The 22,476-nt window shown below is 65.3% G+C and carries 20 protein-coding genes; 17 read left to right on the forward strand and 3 right to left on the reverse strand.

All coding sequences use genetic code 11. The annotated features are described in order from the left end of the window. The first annotated feature begins 51 nt into the window (after window positions 1-51). Window positions 52-1,968, forward strand: coding sequence for a flavin-containing monooxygenase (locus NS6_RS10660; RefSeq protein WP_068040115.1), 1,917 nt, complete (start codon window positions 52-54; stop codon window positions 1,966-1,968). 46 nt (window positions 1,969-2,014) lie between these two features. On the opposite strand, the gene NS6_RS10665 is transcribed toward NS6_RS10660, so the two are convergent. Continuing rightward, on the reverse strand, window positions 2,015-2,794 hold the full coding sequence (locus tag NS6_RS10665) for an N-acyl homoserine lactonase family protein (RefSeq protein ID WP_084470921.1): 780 nt from the start codon (window positions 2,792-2,794) through the stop codon (window positions 2,015-2,017). A 393-nt stretch (window positions 2,795-3,187) separates the two neighbouring features. Here NS6_RS10665 and NS6_RS10670 point away from each other — a divergent pair, with 393 nt between their 5' ends. Genes NS6_RS10670 through NS6_RS10685 form a run of 4 tightly spaced genes read left to right on the forward strand, consistent with a single transcriptional unit; the run spans window position 3,188 to window position 7,148 of the window. Continuing rightward, window positions 3,188-4,606: an MmgE/PrpD family protein gene (locus tag NS6_RS10670; protein ID WP_068040116.1), complete on the forward strand. Its 1,419-nt coding sequence runs from the start codon at window positions 3,188-3,190 to the stop codon at window positions 4,604-4,606. 55 nt (window positions 4,607-4,661) lie between these two features. Further along, a complete protein-coding gene (locus tag NS6_RS10675) occupies window positions 4,662-5,444 on the forward strand; it encodes an SDR family NAD(P)-dependent oxidoreductase (RefSeq protein WP_068040121.1) in 783 nt (260 codons plus the stop codon). Window positions 5,445-5,452: 8 nt separating this feature from the next. Continuing rightward, on the forward strand, window positions 5,453-5,950 hold the full coding sequence (locus NS6_RS10680) for a nuclear transport factor 2 family protein (RefSeq protein ID WP_245669241.1): 498 nt from the start codon (window positions 5,453-5,455) through the stop codon (window positions 5,948-5,950). Window positions 5,951-5,984: 34 nt separating this feature from the next. Then, complete coding sequence (locus tag NS6_RS10685; protein ID WP_068040125.1) at window positions 5,985-7,148, forward strand: steroid 3-ketoacyl-CoA thiolase; 1,164 nt, start codon at window positions 5,985-5,987, stop codon at window positions 7,146-7,148. Between the two features lie 63 nt (window positions 7,149-7,211). Here NS6_RS10685 and casG read toward each other — a convergent pair whose 3' ends face one another. Both casG and NS6_RS10695 read right to left on the reverse strand, forming a co-directional pair. Beyond that, window positions 7,212-8,876: a steroid-24-oyl-CoA synthetase gene (gene casG, locus NS6_RS10690; protein ID WP_068040127.1), complete on the reverse strand. Its 1,665-nt coding sequence runs from the start codon at window positions 8,874-8,876 to the stop codon at window positions 7,212-7,214. A gap of 44 nt (window positions 8,877-8,920) precedes the next feature. Beyond that, complete coding sequence (locus NS6_RS10695; protein WP_084470922.1) at window positions 8,921-10,522, reverse strand: ABC transporter substrate-binding protein; 1,602 nt, start codon at window positions 10,520-10,522, stop codon at window positions 8,921-8,923. 366 nt (window positions 10,523-10,888) lie between these two features. Between NS6_RS10695 and NS6_RS10700 the strand changes: the two genes are divergently transcribed. The 12 genes from NS6_RS10700 (at window position 10,889) to NS6_RS10755 (ending at window position 22,468) form a co-directional block, all read left to right on the forward strand. Beyond that, a complete protein-coding gene (locus NS6_RS10700) occupies window positions 10,889-12,070 on the forward strand; it encodes an acyl-CoA dehydrogenase family protein (protein ID WP_068040129.1) in 1,182 nt (393 codons plus the stop codon). After that, entirely contained in the window at window positions 12,067-13,212 is a 1,146-nt protein-coding gene (locus NS6_RS10705) for an acyl-CoA dehydrogenase family protein (RefSeq protein WP_157112687.1), read from the forward strand. The genes NS6_RS10700 and NS6_RS10705 overlap by 4 nt, the downstream gene beginning before the upstream one ends. After that, the gene (locus NS6_RS10710) at window positions 13,209-14,927 is read left to right on the forward strand and encodes an AMP-binding protein (RefSeq protein WP_245669243.1); all 1,719 of its coding nucleotides are present in this window, start codon (window positions 13,209-13,211) and stop codon (window positions 14,925-14,927) included. The genes NS6_RS10705 and NS6_RS10710 overlap by 4 nt, the downstream gene beginning before the upstream one ends. Further along, window positions 14,927-15,466, forward strand: coding sequence for an FAS1-like dehydratase domain-containing protein (locus NS6_RS10715; RefSeq protein WP_068040131.1), 540 nt, complete (start codon window positions 14,927-14,929; stop codon window positions 15,464-15,466). Before NS6_RS10710 ends, NS6_RS10715 begins: the two co-directional genes overlap by 1 nt. Continuing rightward, the gene (locus NS6_RS10720; protein WP_068040133.1) at window positions 15,459-15,863 is read left to right on the forward strand and encodes a Zn-ribbon domain-containing OB-fold protein; all 405 of its coding nucleotides are present in this window, start codon (window positions 15,459-15,461) and stop codon (window positions 15,861-15,863) included. The genes NS6_RS10715 and NS6_RS10720 overlap by 8 nt, the downstream gene beginning before the upstream one ends. A 34-nt stretch (window positions 15,864-15,897) precedes the next feature. Further along, a complete protein-coding gene (locus NS6_RS10725; protein ID WP_068040135.1) occupies window positions 15,898-16,314 on the forward strand; it encodes a MaoC family dehydratase in 417 nt (138 codons plus the stop codon). Beyond that, a complete protein-coding gene (locus NS6_RS10730; RefSeq protein ID WP_068040137.1) occupies window positions 16,307-17,485 on the forward strand; it encodes a lipid-transfer protein in 1,179 nt (392 codons plus the stop codon). The genes NS6_RS10725 and NS6_RS10730 overlap by 8 nt, the downstream gene beginning before the upstream one ends. A 49-nt stretch (window positions 17,486-17,534) precedes the next feature. Further along, on the forward strand, window positions 17,535-18,284 hold the full coding sequence (locus tag NS6_RS10735; protein ID WP_068040139.1) for an SDR family NAD(P)-dependent oxidoreductase: 750 nt from the start codon (window positions 17,535-17,537) through the stop codon (window positions 18,282-18,284). A gap of 100 nt (window positions 18,285-18,384) precedes the next feature. After that, window positions 18,385-19,338, forward strand: a complete 954-nt coding sequence (locus tag NS6_RS10740; RefSeq protein WP_068040141.1) for an ABC transporter permease — start codon at window positions 18,385-18,387, stop codon at window positions 19,336-19,338. Beyond that, window positions 19,331-20,419, forward strand: a complete 1,089-nt coding sequence (locus NS6_RS35765) for an ABC transporter permease (RefSeq protein ID WP_068040143.1) — start codon at window positions 19,331-19,333, stop codon at window positions 20,417-20,419. Before NS6_RS10740 ends, NS6_RS35765 begins: the two co-directional genes overlap by 8 nt. Then, the gene (locus NS6_RS10750) at window positions 20,416-21,489 is read left to right on the forward strand and encodes an ABC transporter ATP-binding protein (protein WP_245669244.1); all 1,074 of its coding nucleotides are present in this window, start codon (window positions 20,416-20,418) and stop codon (window positions 21,487-21,489) included. The genes NS6_RS35765 and NS6_RS10750 overlap by 4 nt, the downstream gene beginning before the upstream one ends. Continuing rightward, complete coding sequence (locus tag NS6_RS10755) at window positions 21,479-22,468, forward strand: ABC transporter ATP-binding protein (protein ID WP_068040144.1); 990 nt, start codon at window positions 21,479-21,481, stop codon at window positions 22,466-22,468. The genes NS6_RS10750 and NS6_RS10755 overlap by 11 nt, the downstream gene beginning before the upstream one ends. Window positions 22,469-22,476: the final 8 nt, after the last annotated feature.

The following is a 22,476-nucleotide window of genomic DNA, read 5'->3' on the forward strand; positions in this document are numbered from 1 at the left end:
GCGTGCCCGTTCCCGGTGTGCTATCCATCCAGAAGTATCGGAGCCTTGCTGATGCCCGACCACCTACCAGACCGCAGTTTCCTCGAGCGTGCCGTCGCGTTCGCCGATGCCAATGCCCTGCGCATGGCGTTGTTCCAGACGACGCGTGACCCGGAGATAGCCGCCATCCCGGTGCGCCGGGTGATGACGGGCGGTTCCGAGGCCGTGGTGATCGACCCGGCCGACAGAGAGAAGATCCAGAAGAAGGCGGTCGATTTCCTCATCGATCACGCCGGTGAGCCCACACCGCAGGAGGTTTCTCCGGCGGAGCTCGACGAACTGGTCCAGATGGCCGAGGCGCGTACGATCTCCCCGTTCGACCTCGAGATGCGCCGGTTGCTGCCGAGCTTCGGCGATTTTCCGCACCGCGCCCGCTGGACCGGGCAGAAGCGGTCGCCCGAGGGGTTTTCGGTGGCGATCGTCGGCGGCGGATTCGCGGGAGTGGCGATGGCCGTCCAGCTCGAACAGCTCGGTATCGCCTATCAGCTCTTCGAACGCCGCGGCGAGCTCGGAGGGGTATGGAGCGCGAACCGCTATCCGGATGTGCGGGTCGATACGCTCAGCGCCATCTACCAATTCGGCTTCGAGAAGAGTTATCCCTGGTCGGAGCACTTCGCGCGGCAGGAGGAGGTGCGGGAATACCTCGATCACGTGGCACACAAGTACGGCGTCCGCGACAACGTCGGGTTCGGCCATCACGTCCGGAGCGCGCGCTGGGACGACGATGCCGGCCGGTGGTCTCTGACGATCGAGGTCGACGGTGTGCGGACTGTCGAGCACACGGCGCAGGTCGTGGTCACCGCGAGTGGTTTGTTCGCGCAGCCCAAATCGCTGGATGTGCCCGGCGTCGAGCGTTTCGCGGGCGATCTCGTACACACGACGCAGTGGAGTGACGCGGTGCGTTACGAGGGGCGGAAGGTGGCCATCATCGGCAACGGCTCCACCGGCGTGCAGCTCCTGTCCGAGGTCGCCGCCCGCGCCGGCACCGTTCATGTCTGCCAGCGGACACCGCAGTGGATCATGCCGCGCACCGGGTACGGACGGCCCATCGAGGAAGAGCTGCGCTGGCTCATCGAGAACATGCCCTGCTATTGGAATTGGGACAAGTTCGTGGCCGGGATGAGCTCTACCGACCTGCGCGAACAGTTGATCGTGGACAGCGACTGGATCCGGAACGGGGGCAGTGTCAACGAGCGCAACGACGCGCTACGCGCCGTCCTCGAGGGATATATCGCCCAGCAAGTGGGCGGCCGCCAGGATCTGATCGAGCGCCTGGTGCCCGACTACGCGCCCATGGTCCGCCGGCCCGTGGTGGACAACAACTGGTATGCCGCGTTGACCCGGGACAACGTCGAGCTGGTTACGCAGGCAATCGCGTCCATCGACGAACGCGGCGTATTCCTGGCCGACGGGCGCCATCTGGAGGTGGACCTGATCGTCACCGCTGTCGGGTTCGACACCCAGAACTATCTGTGGCCGACCCGGTATATCGGTCGAGCCGGGGTGAGTCTCGAAGAAGCCTGGCGCAATGAGGGTGCCAAGGCTTATCTCGGGATGACGGTTCCCGGTTTCCCGAACCTGTTCATGCTCAACGGCCCGAACTCGCAGCCGGCCGCCAGCGGTACCGGGTTGCCGTGCTGGTTCGAGATCTGGTCGCGCTATATCGGCGAGGCGATCGTCACCATGATCGAGGGGGGCCATCGCGCCATGGCGGTGCGACCGGAGGTATGCGCCGAGTACAACCGTCTCGTCGACGACGAAGCCGGCCGGCTGCTGTATCTGGCAGACAACGGCGCCCGGAAGAAGAACTACTACGTCAACGACCGGGGCCGGCTCCAGGTGATCGCGCCGTTCACCGGTGAGCGTGTCTTCGCGATGTCGGCACACCCCGACCTCGCGGATTTCGAGCTGACCCCGTCAAGCCGCTGACGGCTGTCCATCTGCCGCGGTCGAAGGGGCCTGCGCGCGGTCGTAGTCACTCGTAGCAGCCGGGGCCGTACCGGAGCCAATCGCCGGGGTCGTGTCCGATCCACACCTCGGCACCGGAACGGTCCCGGAGAGCGCGCAGCCGCTCGATCGATCGCACCGCGGCGGTGCTGTCCTGATCGAGCGGGAACGGCGAAGCCGATTCGAACGCCGCGCGGGTATGGGCGATATCGCCGGTGAGGATGATGGTCCGGCCGGGTAATCGCACCTGCACAGCCAGGGATCCGGGCGAATGTCCGGGCAGCAAGAGCAGCGAGATGGCGGCGTCGCCGAAAAGGTCGTGGTCGCCGGATAATTCGCGCAGACGTAAATGCTGGGCAGCCTCCAGTTCATCGCGCCGGTACAACCCGCACAGGTGCGCATCGGGATTCAACGCGTAGCGCAGCTCGCCCGCGCCCAGGTAGAACTGCGCGTCCGGGAACAGTTGTATGCCACCGGTGTGGTCGAAGTGCAGGTGGGACAGCACCACGTGGCCGATATCGGACGGTTCGAATCCGATTTTCCGCAGCTGTCGGTCGAGCCGTTGTTCCCGGGAGTACTCGATACGGGATTTCGTGGCGCCCGCGCCGTATACCGACGCGGGATCGCCGGCCGCGTCCGGAGACAGTCCGGTGTCGAAGAGTACGAGTCCCTCGGGGTGTTCGATGAGGAAGGTGGGGAACGGGGTCATCCAGTCGCCGGATGCGCCGGCCTCGATGAGGCCCTTGTCGATAGTGGCGGTCGGCGCATCGCAGACCCACATACGGTCGGCGGTGGGGGGAGTCGTCATATGTGACCTTACCGGTTGCACGGCGTGTCCGTGATCGAATGTCGGATTGCGAAAGTGGTTGCGGCAGAGAGTATTCATGTTCCGCGGAGATGTGGTGCGGGCCTCGTTCGTTGTGGTGTGCGTGCGTGCTGCCCTCCGGTGGGATCCCTCGGTTGCCCTTGTCTGTGCATCGATATCCGGGTACCGTCCATCTAATTCCTAACGCTTGTAGGTTACAAGACTTGTAGGAGCCGCACGTTGCTTTCCCTCGATGTCTTCCGGAGACAGCGGCACAGCTGTGGACGGCCGCCGGGCCTGACCCACTGCCGTAACTCCGGTGCACACCGATCGGCGAGCGCATCCCGACAGAGCCGGCGCCCGGTGCACCGGATATCAACGACCGAAGGGGCTGGTATGACCACTGAGCGCATCGAAGAAGAAGTCGAGGAAGCCGCCTTCGTTCTCGCCCGGCATGCTGTGGCACTCACGTACGCCGACCTCCCGGCCGGGGTGGCCGAAATGACGAGCAAGACGATTCTCGACACCACCGGTGTGATCCTCCCGGCCGCCACCACGTCGCCGGAAGCCAAGGCACTCGCCGATCTCGTGCTCGACCTCGGTGGCAAGGAGGAAGCCACGCTCCTCGGATTCGGCCGCAAGGCCCCGGCCTGGCTCGCCGGTTACGTCAACGGGGCCATGGCCAACTGCCAGGACTTCAGTGATCTGCACCCGGACGCCGCGCATATCTCCTCACCTGTGCTACCGGCCGCCATTGCACTCGCCGAGCGGCAGGGCGACATCACCGGAAAAGATTTCATCACCGCCGTCGCGCTGGGCGTCGACCTGCAGTGCCGGCTCACCATCGCCGCCGGGAAGCCGGGCGGGCGGATGGCTCCCTGGCACCCGGCGCCGCTGTTCGGGGTTTTCGGCGCCGCGCTGGCATGCAGCAAACTGCTGCGCCTCGATGAGAACCGGACCGTGGACGCGCTGGGTATCGCGTTCACACAAGCGGCAGGCACCCACGAGATCGTTTTCGGCAAGAACTCCACCATCCGTGGTTTCGGGCATGCCGTCCCCGGCGAGGTCGGCGTACGCGCGGCCCTGATGGCGCAGGCCGGCATCAGTGGGGTCCGCCGGAGTTTCGAAGGGACGCACGGACTCTGGAATGTCTACTACCAGGGCGACTACGATCGCGACCTGCTGCTCGGCGATCTGGGAATCCGGTACAACGTACTGGACGACGGGTTCAAACCGTGGCCTTCGTGCGCTTTCACGCACGTGTTCATCGATATGGTCCGGGCGCTGCGGCGCGAGCACGTGTTCGGGCCGGCGGACGTCGAATCGGTCACCGTCACGGTGGGCGATTTCGCCCGCGGCCAGACCGAGCCGCTCGCGGAGTGGCGCCGCCCGGCCAACCCGATGCTGGCGAAACTGAGCGTGCCGTTCACGGTGGCCACGGCATTGCAGCACGGTGATGTCACCATCGCCGACTACTTCGACGAGAAGCTGACCGATCCCGATGTGCTCGCCATGGCCGACCGGATCGAGTCCCGCTACGACGAGCAGTACGACTTCGTCGCGGGCTCCGGATTCCCCGGCGGCGAGATCGTGATACGTCTCCGGGACGGCCGGACGCTGACGCGGGAACAGCCGAGAGCATACGGTCATCCGCTCGTACCGATGACCTGGGACGGGCTGATCGCGAAGTTCAAGGATTGCGCCGGCTACGCGGCGCGCCCGATTCCGGTCGAGGCCCTCGATCGGGCAGTGGCGGGATTCCGCGATCTGGAATCCGTCGACAACGTCGGAGATCTGTTCGCCCTCCTCGGGTGACCGCCATCCACACGCGTAGTACCTGGGAAACACCGATACCTGAGGGATATGAGCAATGCAATTGAAAGACAAGGTTGCCGTCATCACCGGATCGGCCGCGGGCATCGGCCGCCGGGCGGCCGTCCGTTTCGCGGCCGAGGGCGCTCGGGTCGTGGTGAGCGACCTGGACGATGCGGCCGGAGCCGAGACGGTTCAGCAGATCCGCAGCAGCGGGCACGAGGCGGCCTACTGCCACAGCGACGTCACGCAGGTTTGCGATCTCGAACGGCTGATGACGTTCGCGGCCGACACCTACGGCGGCGTGGACATCTTCTGGCACAATGCCGGGACCTCCAGCGCCTCGGTCACTTCCAGCCCGTCCGGGTACCATCCCGGCATCACCGAGGCCGACTGGGATCAGCAGATGAACGTCCACCTCAAGGCGGGCTTCTTCGGTGCGCGGCTGGCGGTGGACAAGATGCTCGAGCGCGGCGGCGGCGCGATCCTGTTCACCAGTTCGGCCGCCGCGCTGAAGCCGCCGGTCGGTACGGCTCCCACCTACCCGATCGCCAAACACGGTTTGATCCTGTTGACGAAAATGATGGCCGTCGACCTTGCCAAACACAACATCCGGGTCAACGCGATCTGCCCGGCTTCGATCAGGACCGCCATGATCGAGGGGCTGCTGGCCGACGAATCGACCAAGGGAATCGTGGACGGCCTGGTGAAGCAGATGCCCATGGGCCGGATCCTCGAGATGGACGAGGTCGCCGATTGTGCCACCTTCCTGGTCTCGGAGCAGGCGTCCGCGATCACCGGCACCGTGCTGCCCATCGACGGGGGGCGTACCTCGCTATGAGTTCGACGATGACGGCCGGCGAGCAGGCGCTGGCGATCGAGGCGATCAAACGGGTATTCGCGGCCCGGCTACGCGCACTGGACGAGAAGCGCTGGGATATCTATCCGACCCTGCACACCGACGATGTCGTCAGCGAGACCTGGGGCGGGCTGCCGGCGGACAAGCAGCCCCGGACCGGCGGGATATCGAACCGGGTCGTGGGCCGCGAAGCGCTGACCGCGGCGATCCGCGGCATGCTCGGCACGTCCACACACGTGACGACCGTGCACCACGGGCACACTCCCGAGATCGTGCTGACCTCCGACACCACGGCCACCGGAATCTGGGCCATGGAGGACGAACTGTGGTGGACCGGCGGCGACACCGAGGAACACCTCCACGGCTACGGCCACTACCACGAGGAATACCGCAAGGTGGGTGACGAGTGGCTCATCGGCTATCGCAAACTCACCCGGCTACGGGAAACGCATACCCCGGGCTTCTTCGACTACCTGGCCGCACTCTGACTTCCCGCATTCGTCATATCCCCGAGGAGCTGTCATGACCGATGTCGTTATCGTCGAGGCCGCGCGCACACCGATCGGCCGCCGGCGCGGTGCGCTCTCCGGTGTGCACCCGGCCACCCTGCTCGGTGTCGCCCAGCGTGCGGTGCTCGACCGCGCGGGGATCGACGCCGCGGAAATCGGGCAACTCGTGGGCGGTGCGGTGACGCAGGCCGGCGAGCAGTCGAACAACGTCACCCGTACCGCATGGCTGCACGCGGGTTTCCCCTACGCCACCGCCGCCACCACGATCGACTGCGCGTGCGGCTCGTCGCAGCAGGCCGTGCATCTGGTGGCGGGGCTGATCGCCAGTGGACAGATCGACGCCGGAATCGGCTGCGGTGTGGAGGTGATGAGCCGGGTCTTCCTCGGACAGGCCGGGACCCCCGGCACGGGCAGACCACACCCTGACGACTGGTCGATCGATATGGGTGACCAGTTCACCTCCGCCGAACGTATTGCCGACGCGCGCGGTATCGAACGCCGGGATACCGATGCCTTCGGACTCGAATCGCAGAACCGTGCCGCGAACGCGTGGGCCGAGGGCCGATTCGACCGGGAGATCGTGCCGGTCGAAGCCCCCGTCGTCGACAAGGAAGGTAACCCCTCTGGCGCGACCGCCACGGTCACCCGTGACGGCGGTCTACGCGAAACCACAGCAGAAGGGCTCGCGTCGTTGCGGCCGGTGCTGGAGGAGGGTATCCACACCGCCGGCTCGTCGTCGCAGATCAGCGACGGAGCTGCCGGGGTGTTGCTGATGCGGGAGGCGAAGGCGCATGCACTGGGCCTGCGTCCGCGGGCCCGGATCGTGGCATCGACCCTGGTGGGTTCCGACCCCCACTACCACCTCGACGGTCCGATCGACTCCACGCGGGATGTGCTCGGCAAGGCCGGGATGACGCTGCGGGATATCGATATCGTCGAGATCAACGAGGCGTTCGCGTCCGTTGTGCTGTCGTGGGCCGGGGTGCTCGGGGCGGATATGGACAAGGTCAACGTCAACGGAGGTGCGATCGCCCTCGGACATCCGGTCGGCTCCACCGGAGCACGCCTGATCACCAGCGCGCTGCACGAGCTGGAACGCTCCGATCGGTCCACCGCGCTCATCACGATGTGCGCCGGTGGCGCACTGTCACCCGCGACCATTATCGAGCGCATGTGATCCCCACCGGTGGAACGGCGATCCCCCGGCCCGAACAGGTCCGGGGGATCGCCGTTTCGGTGGTCACACTTCGAGATGCCTGCGGACGATCTTGCCGGTAGCAGTGCGAGGTAACGGGACCGTGGTGATACGCCACGTGGTGGGCACTTTGAAGTAGGACAGCCGGGCCGCGGCGTACTCGCGCAATTCCACGTCGGTAACGGTGGTGTCCGGGCCGACGACGACGACTGCCGCGACCTCCTGGCCCAGATCGGGATGCCGGACCCCGACCACCGCGCATTCCTGGACAGCAGGGTGTTCGTCGAGCACCTGCTCGATTTCCGTCGGGTATACGTTCTCGCCGCCCCGCAGGATCAGGTCGGAACGGCGACCGGTGAGGTACACCCGGCCGTCCTCGACGATGCCGAAATCGCCGGTACGCAGCCAGCGATCAGGGGTGATAGCGGCCGCGGTCGCCACCGGATCGTTCCAATAGCCGAGCATGACGAACGGACTGCGGGTACACACTTCGCCCGCCGAACCGTCGGGAACGGCGTTGCCCTCGGTATCCCGAATCTCCACGGCGACAGTAATGATCGGCCGGCCCAGAGTTCCCGGATGATCGGCGAGTTCGGTATTGCTCGCGGTCGATATCGCGGTGCTGCACTCGGTGAGGCCGTAACTGTCGACCAACGCTGTGCGGGCGAAGGGAACCTTCGCCCGCAGCCGTTCCTTGAATGCGGTCGACGACGGCGCCGACGCCAGCGCAAACGTGGTGAGCGACGTCAGGTCGTACCGCTCGAAATCGTCGTATTCGAGCAGTCGCGAGGCCATCGTCGGTACGGCACCCCAATTGGTGACGCGTTCACGTTCGATGAGGGTGAGGATCTGGTGGGCGTCGAATGCGCCCTGGTTCATGATGACCGCGCTGCCGGTCGCGAGGCGGGGGATCACGAGATTGTGCAGGCTCGCGATATGGAACAGCGGAGACGTGAGCAGATAGCGCCGATCGCTCGGGCTGTCTGCGTCGGCGGGATTGCCGGTGAACGCAGCCATCCTGGCGTCGCTGAACCGGAGGTAATCGACGACGGCGAGCAGATTGCGTTGTGAATGCAAGGCGCCCTTGGGGCGCCCGCTGGTCCCGGAGGTGTAGAGGATGACGGACGGATCGTCTTCGCCGATATCCACCCGCGGGATCGGACTGTGCGGGAACTGCGCGATCAGGCGCGGCAGATCCTCTTCCATGGTCAGAACCACCACGCCGGTGGTGTCGATACCAGCGAGCGCGGCGGCGCGTTTGGTATCGGCCACCACCACTTTCGGCGTGCAGTGCCGCAGGCCGTACTCGATTTCGGGCGCCACCCACCAGCCGTTCAGCCCCACCGAGACAGCGCCGAGCGCCTGTGTGGCCCAGAACGTCGTCACCCATTCGGGTGTGTTGGCGGCCAGGACGGCAACCCGGTCCCCTTTCCCGACGCCGTACAGTTCCCGCAGTGCGGCGGCGAGTGAGTAGGCGGCCGCGGCATGTTCGGCAAAGGTCACCCGCCGGTCTGCGGTGACGAGGTATTCGCGATCGCCCCAGGCGACGGAGTCGGCGAGTAGTTCACCGACGGCCGTTCTCCGGATCTTCATCACCGGCATTCGCGCACCCAGCACCTCTTCCTCGACGATCTCGAACCGTCCGCCCGGCCCGGTGAGACGGGACACCACCTGGTCGAGATGCCGTTGCGTATCTGCGGTAGCAGCCACGTTCGGTCCTTCCGTATCTCGGTGCGCTCCGGTATCTCGCCGGATCAATTCCGGATGAACGCGTCGTCGAAAAGCATGATCTGGTCGATCGACGGGTCGGCTCCGAAGACGTTGTCCGACCACGCCACGTAGGTCCGACCGGCGCCCCAGGTGAGGAACGACTGCTCTTCGTTGATGAACCGCTGGATCGCATCGAGTGCGCGTTGTCCGGTCTCGGTGTCGGGCGCCGACAGCACGTCGTCGAGCAGGCCGTCCATCACGGGGTTCTTCAGGCCGATGAGGTTGTTCGATGTGCTGTGCAGTGCGTTGAAAAGGCCGATCGCCGGTTCGATATCGGAAACGTTGTAGCCACCGAGCGCGATATCGAAATTACGATCGGCATAGAGGCGCCGGACCATATCGGGGACGCTGCTGGTGTACTCGATCGTGGCATCGAAGCCGACGGCGTTGAGCTGCGCCTGCACCGCCAGCGCGACCTCCTGTGCATCGGGATCGTTGATACCGACGTAGGTCACCTTGCCGTCGAAGCCGTCTGCCATGGCTTCGTCGAGCAGTTGCTTCGCCTTCGCGGGATCGGGGGTGATTCCGGTGGTGCTGCCGGACCATTGCGACCACGGCTGGAACAGGTCGGTGCCCATGATCTCCTGCCCGCCGCGGGCGCGCTGGTTGACGATATCGGTATCGATGGCATAGGCCATGGCCTGCCGCACGCGCCGATCGGCCCCCGGGCGACCCGGTGCGCTGTTGATCTGCCCGATGGTCGTCCCACTGAAGGTGGAGATGAATCCCGGGAACTCCGCGGTGGCCGCGTTGACCGTTTCGGCGTTGCGCAGATAGATCATGTGCACACCTCCGGTTCTGAGTGCCTCGATTTTCGGTTGTTCGCCGGCGATGGCGACGAACTTCAGGCCGTCGAGATGCGGTCTGCCACCCCAGTAGTCGGGACGGGCTGCCAGTTCGAGTTCCTGCTGCGGCCGTAGGTTCACCAGGCTGAACGGTCCGGCGCCGATGGGGGTGAACGTATCGCCTTGCTGCGCCGACGGGGCCACGATCATGCCGTGCCCGTAGGCGAGGATGCCCGGGAAGTTACTCCACGGCTGCTCGAGCCGGAACTCGACGGTGGACGCGTCCTTCGCGGTGGTGCTGCGCACCATCTTGGTGTAGAGCGAGGCGTACAGGCCGCGCCGGGTGTTGTAGCGGTCGATACTGGCCACCACGGCGTGTGCGTCGAAAGGTGTTCCGTCGCTGAACCGGACGCCCTCCCGCAGCCGCATGGTCCAGGTCAGCCGGTCCGGGCTTTCTTCCAATGATTGCGCCAGCTGCGGTTCGAATGTCTGCGACCCGTAGTCGTAGCGCATCAGCACGTCGTAGACGGCTGCCATTTCGGTCCCACCGGTGGGAGCGGTCGCCGCGATCACCGTCGGGTCGAGGCTGGAGACGGGGGAGTACGACGCGAAGCTGAGCGTTCCGCCTTGGGTCGGTGTGCCGGGGTCGCCCTGGTCGCCTATCGGGCCATGGGCTGCCGACGAGGCCGATGAGCCGTTGTCGTTGCCCGATGTCGCGGGATTCGCGCAGCCGGCCAGCGCCATTGTGCCGACTGCCGCGGTAGCCACGATCCGGGCGAGCCAGGATTTCTGGAGTTTCATCGACCAACCTCCATACGGTGGGATCGGCGTCCGCGTGCCGGGTGTAGGAGCCAGGGTGGTTCGCCTGCGTGATCGCCCCTCCGGAGGGGGAGTGCCGGCACGTGGGCCTCGGTCCCGAGCGCTGTTCGGCTACGGACGCTTGTTTTTCGGTCCGCTGTGAACCGGGAGGGCTCTGGGGTGTGAACTGCTCTGTCCCGAACAGCACTTGCGAATGCGGCGGATGCGAGCCCACATGCAGCATAAGTCAATAGTTGTTTAATGCAAGTCTTGTGTGAAGCAACTATTGGTTGTTAGCCTCCTCACAACCGCGTGCGACCGGATTGTGGTTGCGCGGCACCGCGTGTCGACACGGAAAAGAGGCGCCGGGTGTATCTCCGTCCTTCGGAACACATCGAACGGTTACGTGCAGAACTTCGTCATTACTTCGGTGCACTGCTCACCGACGAGATCCGCCGAGAGCTACGGGCGGAGGGCACCGCGGGCGGGCCGGTCCGCTCTCGCGTGCTCCGGCAGATCGGCAGCGACGGGTGGCTGGGAATCGGCTGGCCGGCCGAGTACGGCGGGCAGGAACAGGGGCCGGACGCGCAGTATGTGCTCTTCGACGAGGCATATCGTGCGGGTGCGCCGCTGTCGATGGTGACACTGACGACTGTGGCCCCGACCTTGATGGCGAAGGGCTCGCAGGCGCAGAAGGACCACTTCCTGCCCCGGATCCTCCGCGGCGAACTGGTTTTCGCGATCGGGTACACCGAACCGGGCGCCGGCACAGACCTCGCCTCGTTGCGCACCAGGGCCGTACGAGACGGTGACGAGTACGTCGTCAACGGGAACAAGGTGTTCACCTCGGGCGCCGACGGTGCGGACTGGATCTGGCTCGCGGCCCGCACGAATACGGAAGTGCCCAAGCACAAAGGCATCTCGCTGATACTCGTACCGACCTCCGCGGACGGGTTCTCCGTAACCCCGATCCGCACGGTCGGCGGCGGCGCCACCACGGCGACCTACTACGACAATGTCCGGGTTCCGGTGACCAATGTCGTGGGGGAGCAGGACCGTGGCTGGGACCTGATCACCACACAGCTGAACCATGAACGGGTCGGCCTGGCCGCATTCAGCGGCATCTGCGCGGGGATGCTGGACGACACGCTCGAATGGGCGCGGGACCACAAGACCTCCGACGGGCGCACCATGATCGAAGTGCCCTGGATCCGGACGGCTCTCGCACAGGCGCAGGCACGAGTCCGGGCCATGGAACTGACGAACTGGCAGCTCGTCGATTCGACGAACGGAGCATCCGCCACCCCCGGAGATGCGTCCGCGGCGAAAGTCTTCGCCACCGAAACCGCCGTCGACGTCTATCGAGCGCTACTCGAAGTCCGCGGTGCCACTGCCATGCGCGTCACGGAGCAACCGTGGCGGATCGAATCGGGCCGCCTGGCGCAGATGAACCTTTCCGCGCAGATCAACACATTCGGCGGCGGGGTCGCCGAGATCCAGCGCGAGATCGTGGCGTGGACGCGGCTGGATATGGCAAGGAGGCCACGGTGAACGAACCCAGCATGGATTTCGCGTTCGACGAGCAACAGCAGATCCTGCGTGACCTTGCGTCCGCGGTATTCGCTGAACACGGTGCCGACGAGCGGATCGCGCAGACCGAACGCGACGGCACGGCCTACGACCACGAACTGTGGGCGCAGCTGATCGACACCGGGCTGCTCGACGCGATACTGCCCGTGACCGCCGACGGTGGCGGTCTCGGAATGGTCGGACTGGCCATCATCCTGGAGCAGCAGGGACGGTACCTGTGCCGGGTTCCGCTGGCGCCGACGGCAGTGGCGGCGATGGCCTTGGCGCATTTCGGTGACGAGGGCACCGAAATCCTGCCGTCGATACGGGACGGCAGGGCCCGCGTCGCGGTCGCGGGAGTCGATCCCTTGACGAGAGTGACCGTCGGGCAACGCGGTGACCAGTGGGTTCTCAACGGGGCCCTGCCGCAGGTGTACCTGGCGGGATCGTGCACACACCTGCTCGTGATCGCCGATGATTCCGGGCGCGACCGGGCGCTGCTGCTGCCCGTCGAACGCTGCGGTATCGATATCGATCCGTTCGAAGGAATCAGCCGCAATATCCAGGCCGCGATCACTTTCACCGACTGCGTCGCCGAGGCATCCGAATGTCTCGGCGGTCCCGCGAACGCCGGCGAACCCGCGCGGTGGGTCCGGGACCGGCTGCTGACGGGGCTGGCCGCGATCGAGTCGGGTCTGTGCCGGGAAGCTGTACGGCGCACCGCGCGGTACAGCTCCGAACGGCAACAGTTCGGCCGCCCGCTGTCGACCAACCAGGGGGTCGCGATGCGGGCCGCCGATGCGCATATCGACACCGAAGCCATCCGCCTGACGATGCTGGATGCGGCCTGGCAGCTCGACCAGGGCGAAAACGCGACGGAGGCGGTGCTGATCGCCGCCTGGTGGGCACGTGAGGGCGGCGTCCGCGTGGTGCACGCGACGCAGCACCTGCACGGCGGGATGGGCGCCGATACCGACAGCCACATCCACCGGTTCTTCCTCTGGGCCCGGGAACTGGATATCGTGGCAGGCCCCGCACCGGCGCTACTGCACGAGCTCGGCGACATATTGAGCGTGGCAGGGACACCGCGGGGCCGCCACTCGGCAGTGGAGGCCCACCGTTGACCGGCCGGACGACACTGCCGGACGAGGCAGCGCTGACGACAGCCGCCCTGTTGCGCAGGCGCGCAGCCGACGATCACGACGCCCTGTTGTTCGAGGATTCACGATGGTCGTGGCGCGAGTTCGTCGCCGAATCGGCCCGGCGTGCGCATCTGCTGCAGGATCTGCGAGAGCCGGAACGACCCTTTCATATCGGTGTGATGCTGGAAAACGTCCCCGAATACCTGTTCCTCATTTCCGGGGCGGCTCTTGCCGGTGCGACTGTGGTCGGCATAAATCTGACGCGCAGGGGCGAAGAGCTGGCCGACGATATCCGCTTCACCGATTGCCAGGTGATAATCACCGACAGCGCTCTCGCCGGACAACTCGACGGGCTCGACCTCGATACGGCCCGGATTCTCGTCGTCGATTCACCCGGATACAGAAGTCTGCTCGACGCTCACCGAGAGGTGGATATTCCGGACTGTCCGGCGGCGCGTGATCCACGGACGCGATTGTTACTGCTGTTCACATCCGGCTCGACCGGCAGGCCGAAGGCGGTCATCTGCTCGACCGGGCGGCTCGCCCGTATCGCATCGCGGAAACATATGAATCTCGGGCGCGATGACGTCTCGTACAACGCCATGCCGATCTTCCATGGAAACGCGCTGATGGCGTGCTGGGCGAATCCGCTGTACACGGGCGGGACGTTCGCTATGGCCCGGAAATTCTCGGCGTCCCGGTTCGTCGACGATCTGCTGAAGTTCGAGGCGACGTACTTCAATTACGTCGGGCGTGCACTGTCCTATCTCCTGGCCCGGCCGCCGCGTCCGGAAGAGAAGCGCACCCGGCTGCGTCACGCCTTCGGCACCGAGGCATCGAAAGCCGACCGGGCGGAGTTCGAACGCCGGTTCGGCATTGTGCCGACGGAGAGCTACGGAGCCAGCGAAGGCGGTCTCGGCATCGTGCGGACGGCCGATACACCCGAGGACGCGCTCGGGCGCCCGCAGGACGGTATGGCCGCGGCGATACTGAACACCGACAGTCTGCAGGAATGTCCGCACGCCCGGTTCGACGAGTTCGGTCGTCTGCTCAATGCGGACGAAGCCATCGGCGAAATGGTTAATCTGAACGGCGCCGGCGCATTCGAGGGCTACTACAAGAACCCGGCCGCCGAAGCGGAGCGGGTGCGGGACGATATCTTTCTGTCGGGCGACCTCGGTTACCGGGACGAGAACGGTTACTTCTATTTCGCGGGCCGGACCGGCGACAAGATCCGGGTGGACAGCGAGAATTTCTCCGCGGCTCCGGTGGAGCGCCTGCTGTCCCGCTACTCCCGTATCGCGCTCGCGGCCGTGTATCCGATACCGGACGAGCGGACGGGCGATCAGGTGATGGCCACATTTCAGATGGCGGATCCGCACCTGTTCGATCCCGGCGATTTCGCGGAATTCCTGCGGAACCAGCCCGATCTGGGCACGAAATGGGCGCCGAAGTACATCCGTATCGTCTCCGATGTACCCATCACGGCCACCCGCAAGATCAACAAAGTCACCTTGCGGAACGAGCTGTGGTACGTCGGCGATCCGGTCTTCTACCGGCCCTCCGCCGAACTGCGGTACCGGCCCTTGACTGCGGCGGACCGGGCCCGGATCGCGCGCGAATTCGAGGCGAACGGACGAACCAATCTGCTGTCGATGGTACAGAAATCCGGCGATCTGAAAGCGAGGAACTCCTGATGGGTAAGGATGAAATAGGCCGGGAAATTCAGCGGATGATCGACTCGGGCGGCAGCCGGATCTCCGTGGCGCGAGACCCGGTGAACCGGCCGATGATTCATCATTTATGTGATGCGCTGGGCGACCGGAACCCGGTCTATCTGGACCCGGATTTCGCCGCGGCGGCCGGGTACACCGATGTGGTCGCGCCGCCGGGTGCCCTGCAAGTGTGGAATATGCTCCCGCCCGGCGAGAACGACGAGACGCCCACCGCCAGTCCCGTGGAACGGGCCTACGACCTCCTGCGCCACGGTGGCTACCCGAACGTTGTCGCAGTCAACTGCGAACAGGACTACACCCGCTACCTGGTTCCGGGCGATGTGCTGACCTGCGAGGAAAGAGTCGAGCATATTTCGGAGCCGAAGAATACGAAACTGGGCCGGGGTTACTTCATCACCACCTCGACCACCTACACCGATCAGGAATCACGGCCCATCGGTTCGATGCGATTCCGAACACTGTGGTACGCGAACGTATCCGAAGGGGTCGGCGATGAGTGAGGCATTGCGCCCGCGGCCACCCGTCAACCGCGACAACGCTTTTTTCTTCGACGAGCTGAATGCGGGCCGGATTTCGGTGCAGTGCTGCGATTCGTGCGCAGAATTGCGCCATCCGCCGGTGCCGATGTGCCCAGCGTGCCACTCGCTGGCCTGGTCGGCCCGCACGATGTCCGGCGCGGGCGAACTGATCAGTTTCGTCGTGATGCACCACCCTGTCCGGCCCCCTTTCCAAGACGGATACATCGTCGCATTGGTCGAACTCGCGGAGGGCCCGCGGCTGGTGATGAACCTCGAGGAGATCGAGGAAGACCATATCGAGATCGGAATGAAGATCCACGTGGCCGTCCGGGCTGTCGACGCCGAATTGGTGCTCCCGGTCGCCGTACCCGCGCAGTGACCACCGATCACCAGTCTCGACGAGGAGTAATGCCATGAAGAAGTGCCAGGTGGGCGACCGGCTGCCCGAGTTGAAAATAGCCGTGACCACCATGCTGGTGGTTTCCGGTGCCCTCGCGACCCGGGATTTCCAGCCCGTGCACCACGACCGGGACGCCGCCCGCGCCGCGGGTACCAAGGATATTTTCATGAATATTCTGACCACCAACGGCCTGGTCAGCCGATATATCACCGAATGGGCGGGCCCCTACGCCCAATTGTCGAAAATGAAGATCGGACTCGGAGCTCCGAATTTTCCGGGCGATTGCCTGATCTTCACGGGATCGGTGGCCGATATCGCCGAAGACGGAACAGTTCGCGCCGAGGTGGAAGGCCGGAATTCGCTCGGGGTGCATGTATCGGCGACCGTGCATCTCACCTGGGTGACCGAGGGGGTGCCGGCGAATGCGTGAAATCGTCGACAAGACCGCCATCGCCGGTATCGGTGCCACCGAATTCTCGAAGGCCTCCGGACGCTCGGAGTTGCAGCTCGCACTCGAGGCCTGTAAGGCAGCGCTCGACGATGCCGGTATCGCACCTTCCGAGGTCGACGGCATGGTGACCTATTCGATGGAAACCAATCCCGCGATCGAGGTGGCCAGGGGACTGGGGTGTAAGGAACTGTCCTATTTCGGCCTCGTCGATTACGGCGGCGGGGCCGCGGCGGCCACGGTTCTGCATGCCGCGATGGCGGTCGCGAGCGGAGCCGCCGATACGGTGGTGTGCTATCGCGCCTTCAACGAACGGTCGGGCAACCGCTTCGGCAAGGGGATGAGCGTCGCGGGAATGGCGCCCGACGCACGCGCGGTGAACTACGGGTGGTATCTGCCCTACGGGCTGCTGACCCCGGCGTCGTGGGTAGCGATGCTCGCGCGCCGATACATGCATGTATCGGGCGCCACGAGTGCGGATTTCGGCCGTATCGCGGTCGCTGCGCGCCGCCACGCGGCGACCAATCCCAAGGCATGGTTCCACGGAGCGCCCATCACGCTCGCCGATCATCAGTCTTCCCGGTGGATCGCCAAACCTTTGCATCTGCTGGACTGCTGCCAGGAATCGGACGGCGGGCAAGCCCTCGTCGTCACGAGTCTGGAGCGGGCACGCGACCTGCGGTCGACACCGGCGGTGATCCGGTCGGCCGCGCAGGGCTCCGCCTACGACCAGCACTCGATGACGAGTTTCTATCGAGAAGACAAGGATCGGGCGCTGCCCGAGATGGGGGTTGTCAGCCGGCAACTCTGGTCCGATACGGGCCTGCGCCCATCGGACATCCAGACGGCGGTGTTCTACGACCATTTCACTCCGTTCGTGCTGTGCCAGCTCGAAGAGTTCGGTTTCTGTGACCGCGGTGACGCCAAGGACTTCATTCGCGACGGTGCCGTCGAACTCGGCGGCCGCCTGCCGATCAATACGCACGGCGGGCAGTTGGGCGAGGCGTATATCCACGGGATGAACGGCATCGCCGAAGGGGTACGCCAGATCCGCGGGGACTCGGTGAACCAGGTCGACAATGTCGCAAATGTGCTGGTGACCGCCGGTACCGGCGTCCCGACCAGCGCTCTGATCCTGGGCGCCGACGGCTGACCGCACGGGCGCCGGTCACAGGTATACCGAGCAAAGAACAGGATCGCTGGTGAGAAAGAGACTCGAAGGTAAGGTCGCGCTGGTAACCGGCGCGGGCCAGGGCATAGGGCGCGGTACCTGCGTGGCACTCGCCAAGGAGGGGGCCATGGTGGCCGTGGCCGGGCGCACCGAAAGTAAATGCGTTGCGGTCGCCGAGGAGATCCGGGCATCCGGCGGCACCGCGATCGCGCTCCGGTGCGATGTCACCCTACGCAGCGATATCGAGGACGCCGTATCCCGCACCGTCCGGTCGTTCGGTGGCCTGACGACAGTGGTGAACAACGCTCAGTCGTTGCGCGACGGACCACTGGAGTTCGCCACCGAGGACGATATAAGCCTCTCCTGGGAGAGCGGTGCGCTGGGCACATTCCGGATGATGCAAGCCGCATTCCCGCATCTGCGGGAAAACACAGACTCCTGCATCGTGAACTTCGGTTCGGCCACCGCGATCCGCGGGAGCACGGGATTCGGTGCGTACGCCATGGCCAAGGAAGCGATCCGTGGACTCAGCCGGGTCGCCGCAACGGAATGGGGCCGATACGGAATAAGGGTGAACGTTGTTGTCCCGCATGCGTTGTCCCCGGCAGCGGCCGAGTTCCATGCCGCCGACCCGGAACGTGCGGCCCGAGTGCTGAAAGCCGTTCCGCTCGGCCGGGTGGGCGATCCGGAACTCGATATCGGACGCGCAGTGGTCGGCCTGGTGAGCTCGGACTTCGGCTACATGTCAGGACAGACCCTGATGCTGACGGGCGGCGCGTGATGGCGGTGTCCCGCACGCCGGGCCACCGCCGGGTGCAACCGAAGCCAGGGGACGGGGTCTATCGGTGCCGAACGCAGGGAAGGAAGGAGGTGGTGCGGCCATGGCCAGAACAGTGGTCGACAAGGTGATCGAACTGTTCGTCGTATTGTTCGTGGTCAGTCTCGGCACATTCACGCTGGTATCGCTGATCCCGGGTGATCCGGCGGTTTCGATACTCGGGGAGGGGCATGCGGCCGAGGACTACGCGAGAGTCCGCGCGGAGATGGGTTTGGACGATCCCTTCCTCACGCGGTACTGGGAATGGCTCGCGGGTGCGGTAGGCGGTGACCTCGGTACGTCGCTGGTTCCGCCGCAGAACTCCGTCACCGAAAGTGTCGCCGCGGCCTTTCCGGTGAGTGTGCAGCTGGCGGTGATGGGCTTGGTGATCGCGCTGGCAGTGGCGGTTCCACTGGCGGTATGGTCGGCACGGCATCAGGGGGGATGGATCGACCGCACGATCAGCGCCTGCACGTTCGGCGTACTGTCCATCCCCAGTTTCCTCTCCGGTCTGCTACTGATCATGCTGATGGTCAACCACCTCGGCTGGTTCCCGCGCTCGCAGTGGGTTCGCCTCTCGGACGGGCCGGTACAGAACCTGTACCACGCGATCCTGCCGGCCGTCGCCATCAGCCTCTTGGAGATGGCGATGTTCCTGCGGATCCTGCGCAGCGATCTGATCCAGACATTGAAAGAGAACTTCATCCTCGTGGCCAAGGCCAAGGGGATGTCGAATGCACGGCTCCTGTTCAGCGACGCTCTGCGACCGTCGTCGTTTTCACTGATCACCATGCTCGGGGTCGTTCTCGGTTCGATGATCGGCAGCATGGTGATCGTCGAAACGCTGTTCTCGCTTCCCGGCCTGGGGTCGTTGGTGGTGCGGGCGGCGCAGCAGGGCGATATGCCGATGGTCCAGGGGGTGGTACTGGTCATCGCGGTCGTGTACGTGGTGGCCAACAGCGTTATCGATATCTCCTACGGATATCTCGACCCGAGGAGCCGGCGAGCCCATGTCTGAGACAACGATCGCCGCCGTGGAGACGCCGGCCGCCGAGGGTGCCCACCGCGACCCGGCGGGGCCGCTCGCGGCATCGCACCGCCGGCATCTGTACCGGGTGGGAACGATCCTCGCCGCGGCCGGTGCGGTCGCCATCGGTTTCGGCTCGGCGCCCCTACTGGTGATACCGGTCCGGGTGGTACTCGTCGTGGCCGGTGTCGTCGCCCTGTATGCGGGCGTCCGGCGGCTGGGGCTGGCCCGCTTCGGGCCGGACTTCGATCTCACTTTCCTGATATCCGGTATGTGGTTGACGGCACTGATCGTCGCGGCGGTGCTGGCGCCGCTCCTGCCGCTGGCCGAACACGAGGACACCAGTAAGACGTTGACCGCGGAAAGTTACCGGGCGCCCGCCTTGTTCTCGCCGCACCCCTTGGGTACCAACAATTTCGGTCTCGATATGTTCGCCAGGTCGATCTACGGCGCCCGGTCCTCGCTCATCGTCGCGGTCGCGGCGGTCGTGATCGGCATCGTCGTCGGCGGCGCACTCGGCATCATCGCCGGGTACTTCGGCGGATGGGCCGACCGGCTCATCGGCATCCTGACGAATTCGTTGCTCGCGGTGCCGGCACTGATCCTGCTGATCGCGCTGGCCTCGGTGCTCGAGCCGAACCTCCGCAATATTTCGTTCGCGCTGGCTGTGCTGGCCGTTCCCGGTATGGTCCGCGTCGCCCGCGCCAATACGCTGACGTTCTCGCAACGGGAGTTCGTGCTGGCGGCTCGGGCCATGGGGGCCACCCGCGGGCGGGTCATGCTGCGCGAACTCGCCCCGAATGTCGCGCTGCCGCTGGCCGCGCTCGGAATGGTCATGATCTCGGTGATGATCGTCGCGGAAGCCTCCCTGAGTTTCCTCGGACTCGGTATTCAGCCGCCGACGCCCACCTGGGGAAACATGATCTCCGAAGGCCAGGGCAATGTCTTCCGGCAGCATCCCTACATCGTCATCGTCCCCGGACTGTTCCTGTTCCTGACCGTCGCCTCGTTCAACGTCGTCGGCGAGAAGGCGCAGAAGCGGACCGGCGGCACCCGGGAGGTGACATTGTGACCACCGAACCGCTCCTCACCGTGGACCGTGTATCCACGACATTCCGCACCGATCGGGGATCGCTGCGCGCCGTGGACGATGTCTCGCTGCGCTTGTTCCCCGGTGAAACGCTGGGCCTGGTGGGAGAATCCGGGTCGGGAAAGTCCGTACTGGGACAGACGATCATGGGTCTGATCGCGGCGGGCGGATCCACGACGGTCTCCGGCAGTGTCCGATTCCTGGGCCGGGATATGCAGGCACTCGGCCGTAGGGAACAACAGCGACTGTGGGGCAAGGACATCGCGATGGTGTTCCAGGACCCGATGTCGGCGCTCAACCCGTTCAAACGGGTCGGTACCCAGCTGACCGAGCCGCTGCGCGCACATCTGAAACTGGGGAAGGCCGAGGCCCGGCAACGGGCGACCGATATGTTGCGCAAGGTTCGCATCCCCGAGCCGTCCCGGCGGATGGATCAGTATCCGCACGAGCTGTCCGGCGGTATGCGTCAGCGGGTGGTGATCGCCATGGCCTTGGCCTGCGATCCGAAGGTGACGATTGCGGACGAACCCACCACCGCCCTCGATGTCACCGTGCAGGCGCGGATCCTCGATCTTCTCGACTCTTTGCGCCGGGACAGCGGAATGGCCGGCATCCTCATCAGCCACGACCTGGGTGTCGTGGGAGGGCGGACCGACCGGGTGGCGGTGATGTACGCGGGCCGGATAATCGAGACGGCGCCGACACGGGAGCTGTTCCGCAGCCCGCGGCACCCCTACACCGAAGCGCTGCTGGCCGCCGTCCCGCGGATCCAGGACACGCCGCATACCCGGCTCGAATCGATCGACGGCGGTCTGCCGGATATGACGAAACCGATCAGTGGATGCGCGTTCGCCCCGCGCTGCCGCTATGCGAAGCAGAAATGTTTCGACAACGTCCCCCTGTCGACGGAGAGTGCGCACCAGGCGGATGACACCCGAGCGCACCACGTCGCCTGCCACTTCCCGCTCGGCAGCGGAACCGGCGTCCCGGCCGACCCCGGAGCGACGACGGACGATTCGAAACCGAAGGTGGGAATACCTGATGGCGGATAGTGGAGTAGCGCTCATACGCACGGATACCGGGCCGGTCCTGTCGGTCGAGGATCTCGTCGTCGAATTCCCGGTGGGACGGCATCGGACCGTGCACGCCGTATCCGGAGTCGGTTTCGATCTGTTCGCCGGTGAAACTCTCGGTATCGTCGGCGAATCGGGATGCGGCAAATCCACCGCCGGCCGCGCGGTCATGCAACTGCCGCGACCCACGTCGGGACGTGTCACACTGAACGGCACAGATCTTGCCGAGCTGAGCCCGTCCGCACTGCGGAAGATGCGCGCGCAGATGACGATGATCATGCAGGATCCCATTTCGTCGTTGAACCCACGCCGCCGGGTGAAGCATCTGGTAACCGAGGGCGCGCGGATCTGGCGCGTCCACGATGAGAAGCGGCTGGACGAACGTGCGCGCGCGATGCTGACGGCGGTGGGACTCGACCCTGATGCCGTCTGGAACCGGCTGCCCGCGGAACTCTCGGGCGGTCAGTGCCAGCGAGTCTGTATCGCCCGTGCGATGATGCTCGAACCCCAGCTGTTGATTTGTGACGAACCGGTTTCGAGTCTCGACGTATCCGTTCAGGCGCAGATCCTGAACCTGCTCGAGGAGACGAAGAACAAGTTCGCGCTGAGCATGATCTTCATCGCCCACAATATGGCCGTGGTGAAGAACATCAGCGATCGGGTCATGGTGATGTATCTCGGCAAGGTCTGCGAGAGCGTTCCGAGCGCGGATATGGAAAGCACTGTGCGCCATCCGTACTCGCAGCTGCTTCTCGCCTCGATCCCGGACCCCGAAAGAAAGCGGGGCGATACCGGACAGCCCCCCGATATCGAGGGCGATCTGCCCTCACCGCTTGCTCCGCCCTCGGGATGCCGCTTCCGGACCCGATGTCCCCTGGCCGACGAACGGTGCGTCCAGGAGGAACCGCCGATACGCGAGATTGCCGAAAATCATTACGTCGCTTGCCATCGCGTGTGACAACGGCC

This window comes from Nocardia speluncae NBRC 108251 (assembly GCF_001613245.1).
GTDB lineage: Bacteria > Actinomycetota > Actinomycetes > Mycobacteriales > Mycobacteriaceae > Nocardia > Nocardia speluncae.

Excerpts from the sequence above, each read along its gene's own strand:
- NS6_RS10670 (WP_068040116.1), top strand. The coding sequence starts at position 3,188 with ATGACCACTGAGCGCATCGAAGAAGAAGTCGAGGAAGCCGCCTTCGTT.
- NS6_RS10725 (WP_068040135.1), top strand. The coding sequence starts at position 15,898 with ATGAAGAAGTGCCAGGTGGGCGACCGGCTGCCCGAGTTGAAAATAGCC.
- NS6_RS10665 (WP_084470921.1), bottom strand. The coding sequence starts at position 2,794 with ATGACGACTCCCCCCACCGCCGACCGTATGTGGGTCTGCGATGCGCCG.
- NS6_RS10660 (WP_068040115.1), top strand. The coding sequence starts at position 52 with ATGCCCGACCACCTACCAGACCGCAGTTTCCTCGAGCGTGCCGTCGCG.
- NS6_RS10695 (WP_084470922.1), bottom strand. The coding sequence starts at position 10,522 with ATGAAACTCCAGAAATCCTGGCTCGCCCGGATCGTGGCTACCGCGGCA.
- NS6_RS10755 (WP_068040144.1), top strand. The coding sequence starts at position 21,479 with ATGGCGGATAGTGGAGTAGCGCTCATACGCACGGATACCGGGCCGGTC.
- NS6_RS10720 (WP_068040133.1), top strand. The coding sequence starts at position 15,459 with ATGAGTGAGGCATTGCGCCCGCGGCCACCCGTCAACCGCGACAACGCT.
- NS6_RS10680 (WP_245669241.1), top strand. The coding sequence starts at position 5,453 with ATGACGGCCGGCGAGCAGGCGCTGGCGATCGAGGCGATCAAACGGGTA.
- NS6_RS10730 (WP_068040137.1), top strand. The coding sequence starts at position 16,307 with ATGCGTGAAATCGTCGACAAGACCGCCATCGCCGGTATCGGTGCCACC.
- NS6_RS10675 (WP_068040121.1), top strand. The coding sequence starts at position 4,662 with ATGCAATTGAAAGACAAGGTTGCCGTCATCACCGGATCGGCCGCGGGC.
- NS6_RS10685 (WP_068040125.1), top strand. The coding sequence starts at position 5,985 with ATGACCGATGTCGTTATCGTCGAGGCCGCGCGCACACCGATCGGCCGC.
- NS6_RS10740 (WP_068040141.1), top strand. The coding sequence starts at position 18,385 with ATGGCCAGAACAGTGGTCGACAAGGTGATCGAACTGTTCGTCGTATTG.
- NS6_RS10715 (WP_068040131.1), top strand. The coding sequence starts at position 14,927 with ATGGGTAAGGATGAAATAGGCCGGGAAATTCAGCGGATGATCGACTCG.
- NS6_RS35765 (WP_068040143.1), top strand. The coding sequence starts at position 19,331 with ATGTCTGAGACAACGATCGCCGCCGTGGAGACGCCGGCCGCCGAGGGT.